The 13,334-nt window shown below is 70.1% G+C and carries 16 protein-coding genes; 10 read left to right on the top strand and 6 right to left on the bottom strand.

Annotated features, from left to right (window positions below; all coding sequences use genetic code 11):
* Window positions 1–143 precede the first annotated feature (143 nt).
* Window positions 144–1,517 carry a pyridoxal phosphate-dependent decarboxylase family protein gene (locus VGX25_RS21760; protein WP_326919706.1) on the bottom strand — a complete coding sequence of 458 codons (1,374 nt, stop codon included), beginning with the start codon at window positions 1,515–1,517 and terminating at the stop codon, window positions 144–146.
* A 299-nt stretch (window positions 1,518–1,816) separates the two neighbouring features.
* The gene (locus VGX25_RS21765; RefSeq protein ID WP_326919707.1) at window positions 1,817–2,434 is read right to left on the bottom strand and encodes a TetR/AcrR family transcriptional regulator C-terminal domain-containing protein; all 618 of its coding nucleotides are present in this window, start codon (window positions 2,432–2,434) and stop codon (window positions 1,817–1,819) included.
* Between the two features lie 74 nt (window positions 2,435–2,508).
* Here VGX25_RS21765 and VGX25_RS21770 point away from each other — a divergent pair, with 74 nt between their 5' ends.
* Together VGX25_RS21770 and VGX25_RS21775 are read left to right on the top strand one after the other, a co-directional pair.
* Window positions 2,509–3,144 carry a peroxiredoxin-like family protein gene (locus tag VGX25_RS21770; protein ID WP_326919708.1) on the top strand — a complete coding sequence of 212 codons (636 nt, stop codon included), beginning with the start codon at window positions 2,509–2,511 and terminating at the stop codon, window positions 3,142–3,144.
* Window positions 3,108–3,701 (top strand): isochorismatase family cysteine hydrolase, encoded by a 594-nt coding sequence (locus VGX25_RS21775; protein ID WP_326919709.1) that lies wholly within the window; start codon window positions 3,108–3,110, stop codon window positions 3,699–3,701. Before VGX25_RS21770 ends, VGX25_RS21775 begins: the two co-directional genes overlap by 37 nt.
* Here VGX25_RS21775 and VGX25_RS21780 read toward each other — a convergent pair.
* Genes VGX25_RS21780 through VGX25_RS21790 form a run of 3 tightly spaced genes read right to left on the bottom strand, consistent with a single transcriptional unit; the run spans window position 3,698 to window position 6,276 of the window.
* Entirely contained in the window at window positions 3,698–4,870 is a 1,173-nt protein-coding gene (locus VGX25_RS21780; protein WP_326919710.1) for an XRE family transcriptional regulator, read from the bottom strand. The genes VGX25_RS21775 and VGX25_RS21780 overlap by 4 nt on opposite strands.
* On the bottom strand, window positions 4,867–5,652 hold the full coding sequence (locus VGX25_RS21785; protein ID WP_326919711.1) for a hypothetical protein: 786 nt from the start codon (window positions 5,650–5,652) through the stop codon (window positions 4,867–4,869). The genes VGX25_RS21780 and VGX25_RS21785 overlap by 4 nt, the downstream gene beginning before the upstream one ends.
* A 60-nt stretch (window positions 5,653–5,712) precedes the next feature.
* The gene (locus VGX25_RS21790; RefSeq protein WP_326919712.1) at window positions 5,713–6,276 is read right to left on the bottom strand and encodes an HhH-GPD-type base excision DNA repair protein; all 564 of its coding nucleotides are present in this window, start codon (window positions 6,274–6,276) and stop codon (window positions 5,713–5,715) included.
* Window positions 6,277–6,327: 51 nt separating this feature from the next.
* Here VGX25_RS21790 and VGX25_RS21795 point away from each other — a divergent pair, with 51 nt between their 5' ends.
* From VGX25_RS21795 to VGX25_RS21820, 6 genes are all read left to right on the top strand, one after another.
* The gene (locus VGX25_RS21795) at window positions 6,328–6,885 is read left to right on the top strand and encodes a GNAT family protein (protein WP_326919713.1); all 558 of its coding nucleotides are present in this window, start codon (window positions 6,328–6,330) and stop codon (window positions 6,883–6,885) included.
* Between the two features lie 60 nt (window positions 6,886–6,945).
* Complete coding sequence (locus VGX25_RS21800) at window positions 6,946–8,166, top strand: NADP-dependent isocitrate dehydrogenase (RefSeq protein ID WP_326919714.1); 1,221 nt, start codon at window positions 6,946–6,948, stop codon at window positions 8,164–8,166.
* A 165-nt stretch (window positions 8,167–8,331) separates the two neighbouring features.
* Complete coding sequence (locus VGX25_RS21805; RefSeq protein ID WP_326919715.1) at window positions 8,332–8,628, top strand: SH3 domain-containing protein; 297 nt, start codon at window positions 8,332–8,334, stop codon at window positions 8,626–8,628.
* 54 nt (window positions 8,629–8,682) lie between these two features.
* Window positions 8,683–9,231: a hypothetical protein gene (locus tag VGX25_RS21810; RefSeq protein ID WP_326919716.1), complete on the top strand. Its 549-nt coding sequence runs from the start codon at window positions 8,683–8,685 to the stop codon at window positions 9,229–9,231.
* A gap of 104 nt (window positions 9,232–9,335) precedes the next feature.
* Window positions 9,336–9,953, top strand: coding sequence for a LysE family translocator (locus VGX25_RS21815; RefSeq protein ID WP_326919717.1), 618 nt, complete (start codon window positions 9,336–9,338; stop codon window positions 9,951–9,953).
* A gap of 28 nt (window positions 9,954–9,981) precedes the next feature.
* Window positions 9,982–10,809: an endonuclease/exonuclease/phosphatase family protein gene (locus VGX25_RS21820; RefSeq protein WP_326919721.1), complete on the top strand. Its 828-nt coding sequence runs from the start codon at window positions 9,982–9,984 to the stop codon at window positions 10,807–10,809.
* A 49-nt stretch (window positions 10,810–10,858) separates the two neighbouring features.
* On the opposite strand, the gene VGX25_RS21825 is transcribed toward VGX25_RS21820, so the two are convergent.
* Window positions 10,859–11,587 (bottom strand): S1 family peptidase, encoded by a 729-nt coding sequence (locus tag VGX25_RS21825; protein ID WP_326919718.1) that lies wholly within the window; start codon window positions 11,585–11,587, stop codon window positions 10,859–10,861.
* Between the two features lie 581 nt (window positions 11,588–12,168).
* Here VGX25_RS21825 and VGX25_RS21830 point away from each other — a divergent pair.
* Entirely contained in the window at window positions 12,169–12,390 is a 222-nt protein-coding gene (locus VGX25_RS21830; protein WP_326919719.1) for a hypothetical protein, read from the top strand.
* Between the two features lie 552 nt (window positions 12,391–12,942).
* On the top strand, window positions 12,943–13,152 hold the full coding sequence (locus VGX25_RS21835; protein ID WP_326919720.1) for a hypothetical protein: 210 nt from the start codon (window positions 12,943–12,945) through the stop codon (window positions 13,150–13,152).
* Window positions 13,153–13,334 lie beyond the last annotated feature (182 nt).

Genomic DNA, 13,334 nt, shown 5'->3' on the forward strand with positions numbered 1-13,334 from the left:
GGCCGGGGCCGCGGGCGCCGCGCCGAGCCCGGCTGAGGCGGCGGCCGCGGCCGTCGCCGCTTTCGCTGTCAGGCCAAGGACATTTCGTCGGGTGTGCAGGTCGAGGTGAGCGCGCAAGAAGTCGGGACGCATGGCCCCGCAGCCTACTCGGCGACCGCCCGCTCGAGTACGGCGAAAATCCGATCGACATCGGCGGTCTCCGTTCGCCAGTTGCTGAACGCCGCCCGCAGCGCGGGGACGCCGTCGTAGACGGTCGGCGTCAGGAACGCCTCCCCGGTGTCGGCGACGGCCCCGGCGACCGCATGGACGTCTCCGGGAACGCTGAAGCACACCACGTTGAGGCGCACCGGCGCACACAGCCGCACCCCGGGCAGCTCCGCCAGCCGCGCGCCCAGGTCGCGGGCGGACGCGATGTTCCGGGCCACGATCTCCCGATGCCCCGCCACGCCGTACGCGGTCAGCGAGAACCACGCGGTCAGCGCGCGCAGTCGCCGCGAGCTCTCCGGCGTCAGGTGCACGAACTCCGGACGCTCGCCGGGCTCGCCGAGGTACGCCGCGGAGTTCTGGAACACCTCGACCTGAAGATCACGCCGCCTGGTGAACTGCAGGCCCGAGTCGTACGGGACGTTGAGCCACTTGTGCAGGTCCACGCACACCGAGTCCGCCTCGGCCAACCCGTCGAGGAGGTGGGCATGCTCGTCCGACAGCACGGCCAGACCCCCGAACGCCGCGTCCACATGCAACCAGAACGGGTGCCTGCGCTTCAGCTCGGCAATCGCCCGCAGATCGTCGAAGTCTCCGGTGTTGACCGTCCCCGCATTGGCCACCACGATCGCCGCCCGCCCCCCGAGCCCGGCCAGCGCGGCGTCCAGCGCCGCGACGTCGACCGCCTCCCGCCCGTCGAGCACCGGGAGCGTGCGCATCCGATCCCGGCCGATCCCGGTCATCGCCAACGCCTTGTAGATGCTCGAATGCGGCCGCCCGGACAGGACGGAAACCTCGCCGATCGCCGAGACTCCTTCCCGGGCAACGGAAACGCCCTGCCGTTCACCCAGCCACTCCCGCGCGATCGCCAGCCCGACGACGTTCGACATCGTCGCCCCCGTGACGAACGCCCCCGAATGCGCCGCGTCCAGCCCGAGCACCTCGCGCAGCCAACCAACCGTCTCCCGCTCCAGGTCGGCCGCCGAAGAGTCCACACTAGACACGACGTTCTGATCGTACGCGCTCGTCAACCAATCCCCGGCAACCGCGGCCGGCGTCGCGCCACCGGTGACGAACCCGACGTACCGCGGCCCGGCGCTCCCCGAGAACCCCGGATCCCACCGCCGCGCGAACCGCTCCAGCGCACCCGCCAGCCCGACCCCCTCCCGCGGCAACGGATCCGGGACGAACTCGCCGGGCCGCCGAGCCACGGCCCGCTCACCCAACCCACCGAGCACCCGCTGCGCGAAACCCCGCGTCGCGTCCAACAGCCCAGGCAACCCGGCCAGATCATCCGCAAGTCGGCCATGCACGCCCCAGCACGCTAGTCCCCGCCCGCCGCCCCTGTCGTGAGCCAATCCCCGACAATTGGACCGCTCCACCCCACCCCACACTCCGACTTATCCACACCCGCCCCCTTGTGGACAACTCGCCCAAAGTTGATCTACCCCGCCGCCCTCGCCGCTAAAATGGCAGCCGGGCCCCCACCCAGTTCTTGGGGTGGGGGGTGGGTTCGTGGGCCCGACGGGGTGGACAAATCGACGTCCACATGGCGAAAGGTTTGGGGGACAACGGTTTCTAGCGGGCGGAGGAGCCGACTGTCGAGTGTGGACTATTGGGAGGCGTGCAGGCCGCGCAGGACGATGCTGAGGCCGCGGCGGAACTCTTCGTCGGGCGGGATGGGTTGGGCATGGCGGGCGGTTTGGGCGAGGAGGGGGAACTCGGCCGGGGGGAGGTTGGCCATGGCGGTGGTGCCCGGGCCGGACAGGGCGCCGAGGTGCTCGAGCTGGATGGAGCCGATCACGTACTTGAGCAGCGTGCGCAGCGCGATGGCGCGGTGTGGGCCGGTGAATCCGCCGTCGGTGAGGGCGGCGAGGACGGCTTCGGACCAGCGCAGCAGGCTGGCGGTGGTGTGCCGGTGGGTCATGGTGAGCGGCACGACGGCCGGGTGCGCGCCGACGGCGTCGCGGACGCGTTCGACGAGGATGGTGACCTGACGGGCCCATGAGGCGCGCGGCGGGCGGGTGGTGTCGACGTCCGACAGGACGAGGTCGACGACGAAGCCCTCGAGCTGTTCGCGGTCGGTCACGTAGCGGTAGAGCGACATCGTGCCCATGCTCAGCTCGGCCGCGACCGCGCGCATGGACAGCCCGGCGAGGCCGTCGCGATCGATGACGGCGAGTGCGGCGGCGGCGATCCGGGTTGTGCTGAGCGACTTGGGGCGTGGCATTTCCTTGACAGCGTACGTCATACGCTCTTACTTTGGGAATAAGCGTACAGAGCACGCTAACGAGGGAGAGCGCGATGTCCGCGCGAATCGAGGCCGGGGCCGTGCTGGTCGAACGTGAGCTGCAGCCGGTGGTGGGGGCGCCGGTGCGGGTACCGGACTCCGGGCGGCTGGTTCATCTGCAGTTCCGGAGGTTCGCCGGGTGCCCGGTGTGCAATCTGCATCTGCGGTCGATCGTGTTGCGGCACAACGAGATCGTCGCCGCGGGAGTGCGCGAGGTGGTGGTGTTCCACTCGTCGCCGGAGGAGCTGCGGACGCACGTGGCCGATCTGCCGTTCGCGGTCGTGGCCGACCCGGACAAGCGGCTGTACACGGAGTTCGGGGTGGAGTCGGCGCCGCGGGCGCTGCTCGACCCACGCGCCTGGGGTCCGATCCTGCGGGGGATCCTGCGCGACCTGGGTCCGGTTCTGCGGGGCCGGCGCCGGGCTCCGAAGCCCAACCCGGACGGCGGCCGGCTCGGGCTGCCCGCCGACTTTCTGATCTCTCCCGCCGGCCGGGTGGTTGCCGGCAGGTACGGCGAGCACGCCTACGACCAGTGGTCGGTCGACGAGCTGCTGTCGCTGGCCCGGTCGAATCCCGTGGACAGGATGGGGCCACGGCGGCGAGACTGCCCGGCGTGGATCGACAGAGCTGGGCTGAGTACGCGCTGCTGATGATCGATGCGCAGCGTGACTTCTGGCCGGACGCGGTCGCCGGCACGGCACCCGGCCTCCCGGCCGCGGTCACACGGCTGCTCGAGCGGTGCCGCGAGGCCGGCATCGACGTGGTGCACGTCAGGGCCGAGTTCCGGCCGGACCGCAGCGACTGGATCGCGCGCTACCGGTTGCGCGGCAACATCCCGTGCGTGTCCGGCACTCCCGGCGCCGAGCCGTTGCCGTTCGCCGCCGAGCGGCCCGGCGAGCTCGTCGTGCGCAAGCAGAGCTTCGACGCGTTCCTGCGCGCCGACCTCGACGCGCTGCTTCGCGCCCGTGGCAAGCGGTTCCTGTTCGTGGCCGGCCTGGTGACGTCGACCTGCGTCCTGTTCACCGCCGCCTCGGCCACGCAGCTGGGCTACCTCGTCGCGGTCGTGCGGGACTGCTGTGCGGACCGCGAGGGCATGCACGAGCAGACGCTGGAGGCGTACCCGTTCGTGTTCTCCACCACCGAGTCGGCGAGCCTGCTCGACGACCGTGCCGGCTGGGACCGCCAGCTCGCCCGGCTGAGCGCTTAGTGCGCCGGTCGACGTCTGTCCAAAAGCGACACCACGCGCCCGCCGGGAGTCTCCGGTGACAGCAGGGCGGGGGGCGTGCCGTCGGGAGTGCGGGCGGTGACGGTGCGGAACAGGTCGGGCGGAACCCGGCACTGCTCGATCAGGATGCGGTCGTCAATGCCTTCCTGGGCAAGCAGTTCGACCGCCCGGGGCAGCAGCGAGGGCTGCTCGATGGTGTTGATCAGGCCGGGCTCGTCGCGCCGCCAGCCGCGGGCGGAGACGGTGGCCATGGCGTTGCGGTAGGATACCTCGCCGAGCCGGCCAAGGCGGCGCGCCCGGTACAGCAGGGCCTGCATGCTCACACCCCACTGCTCCTTGAGCCTGGCCAGAGTGAGCCAGGCGCGGCCGCCCATGGTGGCGGGCAGCCGCTCCCGAATCTCGGCGGCGGGCATCAGCAGCTCGGCGGCGAACCGGTGGGCCTGGTCCTCCACGACCCGGCCGCCTGGCTCGGCGTCGGCGTGCATGACCAGGTGGCCCAGCTCGTGGGCGACGTCGAAGCGCTGCCGGTAGTAGTCGCGCTTGATCGGGTTGAGCACCACCACCGGGCGCAGCCGGCTGTCGAAGGAGTACGCGTCCACGCTCGCGGTCTGGGGCGGGCTGAACACCACGAGCACGCCATGGTTCTCCAGCAGCCGGACCAGGTGCCCAACCGGGCCCGGCCCCAGACCCCAGCGCTCCCGAACGAGCCGGGCCGCCCGTTCGGGGTCGCCGTCGGCGGTGACCGGGTGGCTGGGCACGTCCGGCTCGGGGAACTCGACGTGCCGCTCCAGGGTGGTGGCGATGTCGGTGGCCAGCTGACCGTAGGCGAACGCCTGGTCGCGGACGAGCTGGCTGGTCGAGCGCAGCGAGCGGAAGTGCGGCGTGGCGCTCAGCGCGGCGACGTCATCGGGTCGGGCGGCGAAGAACCCTGGCTCGACCGACAGGGCCAGCGCCAGCTGGGCGACGGTCGCGGCGGTCGGCCGCTTGGCCCCGGACTCCCAGGCCGCGACGGCCGTCGGGCTCTTGTCCACCCGGGTGGCGAGGTCGCTCTTGCGCAGCCCGGCCAGGTGGCGGGCGAGGGTCAGGCGGGCGCCGTCGAACAGGGCGGCGACCTCGGCCGCTCGATCCGAGGCGCGGGTCCGTCCGGTCAACGCTCACCGGTCGCAAGGTGACGGCGCAGCTGAACGGGAGCGTCGGGGGAGGTGTCGAGGGCGGCGGGCAGCGGCGTGCCGTCGTACCGGCGGGCGCCTTCGGCCGGCGCGGTGCGGAGAAGATCCTCGTACCAGTGCCAGGCCGCACCGCCGCCGACGTTCAGGCGCGGCCAGCCAAGCGCCAGCTCGACGTCACCATGATCGACATCCTGGGAGTGCGCCACCACCAGGGTGGTGCGGTCGAGCTCGGTGCGCCGGACGAGCAGCGCCTCCAGGCCGCCCAACTCGGCGGCGACCGCCCCGTCGAACAGCGACGGCTGCGCCGGATCGGGGTTGCGCTGCAGGGCGACCCGCTGCTTGGTCAGGCTCTTGCTGGTCCAGGGCACCTGGTCGATCCGGCCGTACGGGACCGAGGCCAGCAGCCAACGGACGTTCCGCCAGGCCCAACCGGGACTTCCGTTGAGGTCGGCGCGCTCCACCAGATCGGTGGGCAGGTCCGGCATCGTCGCGATGTCCAGCTCGGTGAGGTGCGCGTGCAGCAGGTCGAGGCTGACCGTGGCGTCGCCGCCGTCCCGCACGGCGTAGCGGTCGCAGGCGAACACCCGGTCCAGCCGGTCCCGGAACAGGGTGAAGCGCGTCATTCCCGCCCAGGTGTGGTCGAAGCCGGCTTCCTCGGAGTAGATCTCCAGCGTGGCGGCGGTGGCCGACCGGTATGCCCAGCGGATGCCGTCGAGTACCCCGGCCTCGGTCAGGGCCGCAACGACCTCGCGCTGCGCACTCATAGCGCAAAACTACACCGCTGCCAGTAGATCGTGCGGCAAAATGAACCGGCGTGTCGCCGGTCAGCTCTTGGCCGCCTTGCTGGCCTTCTTGAAAGCCCGGACCGCGGCCAGGCTCTCGTCGTTGGTGACGTCGGCGATCGAGCGGTGCGAGCCCTTCTCGCCGTAGTCGCCGGCGGCCTCCCGCCAGCCCTTCGCTTTGAGCCCGCGCTGCTTGCCAAGCAGAGCAAGGAAGATCTTGGCCTTCTGCTCGCCGTAGCCCGGAAGGGCCTTGAGCCGGCGGAGGACCTCCGGCCCGTCCGGGTTGCCGCGCGTCCAGATCTGCTCGGCGTTGCCGTCGTAGTGCTCGAGGATGTGCTGGCAGAGCGCCTGGACCCGCTTGGCCATCGAGCCGCCGTAGCGGTGGATCGCCGGCGGCGTCGTGCAGATGGTGGCGAACTTCTCCGGGTCGTACTCGGCGATCGTCTTGGCGTCGAACGCGCCGATCCGGTCGATGATCTTCTTCGGCCCGAGGAAGGCGTGCTCCATCGGGTACTGCTGATCGAGCAGCATCCCGGTCAGCAGCGCCAGCGGTTCCCGATCCAGCAGGGCGTTCGCGTCCGGGTCGTGAGTCAGCCACAGCGCCATGCGGCCAATAATGGCATTACCGGGCGGCAGGGCGCTCTTAGGATCAAGCGCATGCTCAAGCCCGACTATCCGATCACTACGGCGCGCCTGCTGCTGCGGCCGTTCGTGCTGGCGGATCTCGACGTGCTGTACGACATTCAGTCCCGGGCGGACGTGGCGCGGTACCTGTACTGGGGGCCGCGCACGCGCGAGGAGGTGGCCGACAAGCTCGCGGAGCGGACCGGGATGACGGTGCTGGAGAAGGCGGGCGACAGCCTGGTGCTCGCCGTCGAGCTGCGCGCGACGGGCGCGCTGATCGGCGATGTCAACCTGTTTTGGCTCAGTGAGGAGCACAGCCAAGGTGAGTTCGGCTTCGTCCTGCACCCCGACCACCACGGCCACGGCTACGCCGGCGAGGCGGCCACCGAGATGCTGCGCCTGGGGTTCGAGGGTCTCGGGCTGCACCGGATCACCGGCCGGGCCGACGGTCGCAACACGGCCTCCGCCCGGGTGATGGAGAAGCTGGGCATGCGCCGGGAGGCGTACTTCGTGCAGAACGAGTTCGTCAAGGGTGAGTGGACCGACGAGGTGGTGTACGCCATGCTCGCCAGCGAGTGGGCGGACCGGTGAGCCGCGGCCGTTAGCAGTACGCTTGTACCGTATGCAAGCGTGAGAGGAGCTGTCCGGCACATGGCGAAGATCAAGGTCGAGGGGACGGTCGTCGAGCTAGACGGCGACGAGATGACCCGGATCATCTGGAAGTTCATCAAGGACAAGCTGATCCACCCGTACCTCGACGTCAACCTGGAGTACTACGACCTGGGCATCGAGCACCGGGACGCCACCGACGACCAGGTGACCGTGGACGCGGCCAACGCGATCGCCCGGCACGGCGTCGGGGTCAAGTGCGCCACGATCACGCCGGACGAGGCCAGGGTCGCCGAGTTCGGCCTGAAGAAGATGTGGCGCAGTCCCAACGGCACGATCCGCAACATCCTCGGCGGGGTGATCTTCCGCGAGCCGATCGTCATCGGCAACATCCCGCGGCTCGTGCCGAGCTGGACCAAGCCGATCATCATCGGCCGCCACGCGCACGGCGACCAGTACAAGGCCACCGACTTCAAGGTGCCCGGCCCCGGCACGCTGACCGTGACCTACACGCCGGCCGACGGCGGGCAGCCGATGGAGTTCGAGGTCGCCCAGTACCCCGAGGGCGGCGGCGTCGCGCTGGCGATGTACAACCACCGCAAGTCCATTGAGGACTTCGCGCGGGCCTCGTTCCGCTACGGGCTCGAGCGCAAGTTCCCGGTCTACATGTCCACCAAGAACACGATCCTCAAGGCCTACGACGGCATGTTCAAGGACGTGTTCGCCGAGATCTTCGACAACGAGTTCAAGGCCGACTTCGAGGCCGCCGGGCTGACCTACGAGCACCGGTTGATCGACGACATGGTGGCCGCCGCGCTGAAGTGGGAGGGCGGCTACGTCTGGGCGTGCAAGAACTACGACGGCGACGTGCAGTCCGACACCGTGGCGCAGGGCTTCGGTTCGCTGGGCCTGATGACCTCGGTGCTGATGACCCCGGACGGCAAGGTCGAGGCCGAGGCCGCGCACGGCACCGTGACCAGGCACTACCGCCAGCACCAGGCCGGCAAGCCGACCTCGACCAACCCGATCGCGTCGATCTTCGCGTGGACCAGGGCGCTGGAGGCGCGCGGTCACATGGACGGCACCCCGGACGTCGTCCGGTTCGCCGAGACCCTCGAACGAGTGATCATCGAGACCGTGGAGAGCGGCAAGATGACCAAGGACCTCGCCCTGCTCATCGGGCCGGACCAGCAGTGGCAGACCACCGAGGAGTTTCTGGCCACGCTGGACGAGAACCTGCGAGCCAGAATGGCCTCGGCCTGAGGCCGGCGAGCTGCGGCGATGGGCGCGATCCCGGGATTCGGCGGACGAGGAACGCGTCCATCGCACTTGCTCACCCTGAGTTGACCATTTATACCTGATTGTGGTCAGGCCGCGTCGGGATCGGGAGCGTGCATCATGGCCCTCTTTGCTCCTCAGCGAAATGTGGTGATCGGGGCAGCTGTCGTGGGGGTGCTGGTGCTCTACGTCCTCGGCTCGGAGACCCGGCCCGACCAGGACGCCGGGTCGACCGCGAACCCCTCGCAGTGCCGGATCGCGTCGACCGTGGACGGGCTGCGGGTCCGGTCCGCGCCCACCCTCGACTCCGCGATCGTCGACCGGCTCAACAGCGGGGATGAGACCGACGCGGACAAGGTCGTGGAGAACGGTTTCCGCAAGATCGGTGAGGGTCGGTGGGTGTCGGCCGAGTTCACCAGGCCGCTGCCCGGCCGCGACTGCGGCTGAGCGCGTTCGTCCAATCGGTACACTCGTCCGCCGGTGACCGGCACAATGGCACCCGTGCGTGCCACCTTGATCATCCTGGCGCTGGTGGCCGTTGCCGCCCTCACCGCGGCGTGCGGCCAGCAGGTGGCCGGCGACGCCAAGGCCGCCGAGAACCGGATCGCGGGAGCGCCGACGACCAAGAAGTCGACCACGCCTTCGAAGCGACCGAGCAGCACCTCGCGCCCGACGAGCTCGCGGCCGCCCTCGTCGGACCGGCTGCTGGCCGGACTCGCCGGCACCTGGGAGGGCGAGTACACCTGCGCCCAGGGCACCACCGGTCTGAGGCTGCTCATCAGCCCGCCCGAGGACGGGTCGTTGCCGGCGACCTTCGCGTTCTTCGCCCTGCCGGAGAACCCGGCGGCCAAGGAGGGCGCCTACTCGATGGTCGGCACCGTCACCCCGAGCGGGCAGCTGGTGTTCAAGCAACAGCAGTGGATCAACCAGCCGGACGGCTATGTGATGGTCGACATCGCCGTGACCAGTCCGATCGAGGAGGACACCAGGCAGCTGTCCGGCGACGTGCTCGCCGGGCCGTGCAAGGGCTTCTCCGTCCGCCGCCGCTGATCGTGCGGGCGGGCCGGCGCCGAGACCGGGCCGGGGGGTCGGTGTCTCCCTCGCCCTCAGGTTGAGTTCAACATTTGTCGGTGGGTCGGTCTAGCGTCCGCGTCGTGTTCTCCGCATCCACGCTCGCCGCCTTCCTGGCCGCCGGCCTGGTGATCGTGCTGCTGCCCGGTTCCGGTCAGGCGCTTGTGCTGGCCCGCAGCCTCGCCGGTGGGTTCCGCGCCGGGCTCGCCGCCACCTGCGGCCTCAACACCGGCACCGTGCTGCACGCCGTGGCCGCCGGGTTCGGATTGTCGGCGGTGCTGGCCACGTCCGCCACGGCGTTCACCGTGATCAAGTTGGTCGGCGCGGGGTATCTGGTGCTGCTCGGTGTGCTGACCTGGCGGGCGGGCGTCCGGACCGCGCCCGCCGGTGGTGCGCGTCAGGGCGGCTACCTGAGCGCGGTGCTCATCGGGGTGCTCAACCCCAAAGTGGCCCTGTTCTTCCTGGCGTTCCTGCCCCAGTTCGTCGACCCCGGGCGCGGCGCGGTGCTGGCCCAGTTCCTCGTGCTCGGGCTGATCCTGGCCGCGCTGAGCGTGGCCTGGGACTGCGTGCTGAGCCTGGCGGCACACGCCGTCTCGCTGGGGCTCACGGCCAGCCAGCGGGTGGCCAGGTGGCGGGCCCGGATCACCGGAGGCTTATTCGTCGGGCTCGGTGTCCGGCTGGCATTCGCCGAGCAACGGTGACCGGCCTAGGCTGCCGCGCGTGCTGACGGTGACCACGGTCAACGTCAACGGATTTCGCGCGGCCGTGAGGAAGGGGTTCGTCGACTGGCTCGCCGCGACCGCGGCCGACGTGGTGTGCGTGCAGGAGGTTCGGGCCGATCCGGCGCGGCTGCCGCCGGAGGTGGGCGCTTCGGCCGGGGCGGTCGGTGGCGCACGCCGAGTCTCCCGTCAAGGGGCCGGACGGGGTGGCCGTGTACACCCGCGCGCCGGTGGACAGCGTGCGCATCGGGTTCGGCTCCGCGGAGTTCGACGCCAGCGGTCGCTACCTCGAGGTGCGGCTGCCCGGCCTGCTGGTGGTCAGTCTGTGCGTGCCCAGCGGGGTGGTCGGCACGCCAAGCAGGACACCAAGGAACGCTTCATGGCCGAGTTCCTGCCGTACGTGGCCGAGTTGCGCGACAAGGCCGCGGCGAGCGGGCACGAGGTGCTGCTGTGCGGCGACTGGACATCGCGCACCGGGAGGCGGACCTCAAGGCATGGAAGGCGAATCGGCGCAACTCCGGGTTCCTGCCGCACGAGCGGGCCTGGCTCGGCCGGGTCTTCGACGAGGTCGGCTACGTCGACGTCGTCCGCCGCCTGCATCCCGACACACCCGGTCCGTACTGTGTTCACCCGCCCACCATCCCCCACCGCGTCCCCGGTCTGGTGGTCGTTCCGGGGCAAGGCGTTCGACAACGACGCCGGCTGGCGCATCGACTACCAGGTGGCCACCCCGGGGCTTGCCGAGCGCGCCGTGTCGGCGGTGGCGCAGCGCGCGGCCAGCTACTCCGCGCGCTGGTCCGACCATGCTCCGGTGACGATTCGCCACGACTGGCCGTAAGGCCGTGGGGCGGCACGTGACCGCATGCCGCCCCACATGCTCTCGCTGATCAGACTCCGGCGACCGACGCGATCCAGCTGCGGTACCGGGTGATGTTGGTGTAGTTCGTCACGGTGGAGCGGTTGCTCGTCGATGCCACGCCAACCTGACGTCCGGACCCGAACATCGGACCGCCGGAGTCGCCGCCGGCCGCGATGCCGTCGATGCGCGTCGCCTGCACGGCGATGCCGCCGAAGGCGTCCCTTGCGTTGACCGAGGTGACCCGGACGTTGGCGAACTTCAACGTGCGGGACTGGCAGTTGATCTCCGGCTGGTTGGTGCAGGTGGCGCCCCAGCCGTAGATCTGGACCGTCTGGCCCACCGCCACGTTGGACGTGGTGCCCAGCGGCGAGTAGGTCGCCGACACGCTGCGGTCGAGTTGGACGATGGCGAGGTCCGCGGTGGAGTGCCGGAAGACCGCGACGCCGGTCGCCATGGTGCCGCCGGCGAACTGGTCGAGGCTGCCGATTCGGAACGTGTGCGCGCTGGCCGGGCTTCCTACGCAGTGCCGAGCGCTGAGGATGTACCTCGGCGCGATGATGGTGGCGCTGCACCGCTGCTGGCCGTTGAAGAACATGCGGGCGGCCCACGGCGCATTGGTCGCCTGACCGCCGCCGATGATCATCGGAGCGACGCCGGGGTCCGGATCCGGCGGTGGGGTGGCGTGCGCGGCCGGTACCACACCGACCAGGGCGAGCACTGCTCCCGCGATGGTGAGGGCAAAACGGAATGTCTTCATGAGACGATTTCTCGATTCTGCGGCTGTCGCCGCTGCAGGGTGAATCGGGAACGACCGGGCCTGGCACATCGGCCCGGACGCACGAGGTCGAACGGGGTGTGCCCGTTCGACCACGTTGCGCACGGTCACTCTGTCACCCGATTGGCGTGCTCGCAAGGGAGGAAAGTAGGGAGGAATTCACCGCCGTCGGGCACCCGCGGAATTTCATCAATGAGCTGAATGGTTCGACGTCATTCATTGGCAAATGACCGGGAATGGGTGCTCGCCCTGGCCCGTGATGCGCGCCTGACCTTGGGGGTTGTGCGGTCGGCCCTCGGGGGTGACCCCCATGTCGATGGCCGCCGGGCGGGCGCTACGCTCGCCGGCCATGAGCAGTCGGCTCGATCCGAGGGTGTTACCGGGGTTGACGACTTCGGTAGTTTCTTGACCGTCTACGATCCCCCAATCGGGTGAAACCACAGCCGGTGACAGTCCAGGAGGCGCGGACAGTGCGCAACCCAGTTGCCCACGATGGTGTTCACAGGATCCGAGCGCTGACGGCCCGCACGGCCGCGGTCCTGACCCTGCTTCCCGCTCTGCTCGTGGCCACCGCCGTGGCCGCGGCCGCCGACCCCACCGTCGCCGTCGCCGAGGAGCGCCTCTCCGTCGGCCTTGCCGGTCCGGTCGGCATCGTTGCCGTCATCCTCGGCGCCGGCGGCCTGCTGATCGGCCTCGTCCGCCGCCGCCGCACGCTGCGCTCCGCCGCCATCCCCGCCCCCCGCCCCACCCCCGCCGAACCCGCCCGCACCGACACCACGGTCTAAGCCGGCGAAGGCCACCTCCCTCCCCGCACACCAAGGCCACCTTCACCATCCCCCAGCGTGAAGGCCACCTTCACCCGCCCAGGACGAAGGTCACCCCACTCGCCAGAACGAAGGCCACCTTCACTCGTTCCTGCACGAAGGTCACCTTCGCTCCGGGGCGGGTGGCGATGGTGGCCCTTCCTCGGCGCCCGAAGGTCACCTCCGCTCGGGCTCGTCCGCTCGGGCTCGCCGGCTGAGCAAAGTCACCCTCACTCTGTTGCGCATGAGGGCCACCTTCGTGCCTTGTGGACCGCATGAAGGTCACTCTTGCTCGTCCTGCCTGACGACACCCTCGGTGCCGACGAATGCAGTAGGTGGCCTTTGCCGGTGCGCACGAAGGCCCACCATCGCCCCGGAGGCTGAAGGCCACCTTCGCTCTCGGTGGGCGGCACAGCGACAGGCGGCGAAGGTGGATGTTGTTCGGTGGTGCGAGTGAGGGCCACCTTCACTCGCTCCTGCCCGGTGAAGGTCACCTTGGCTGCGGGCGGGCGGTGAAGGTGGCTGTTGGGGTGCGTGCTGGTCACCTCCGTTTGGGTTGGCTGGGCCAAGGTCACCTTCGTTTGGGTTGGCGGGGCGAAGGTCACTTTCGCTTGGGTTGGCCGGGCGAAGGTCACATTCGCTTGGGTTGGCGGAGCGAAGGTCGCCTTCGCTTGGTTGCGGGTGGTGGCCACCTTCGTGGCTGGTAGTGGCGCGATGGTCACCTTCGTGCTCGTAGTGGCGTGATGGCCACTTCGCTTGTTTGGCTGAAGGTCACCGTCGCTCCCGCGGGGACTGAGGGCCACTTTCGCTCCCGCGGGGCTGAGGGCCACTTTCGCTGCCGGTGGGTGGTGTAGGTGGCTCTTGCCCTGGCGCGCGTGAAGGCCACCTTCGCGCGGGTGGAGTGGGCGAAGGTGGCCTTAGTGGCG

The organism is Actinophytocola sp., from assembly GCF_035942955.1.
Taxonomy (GTDB): Bacteria; Actinomycetota; Actinomycetes; order Mycobacteriales; family Pseudonocardiaceae; genus DASYTH01.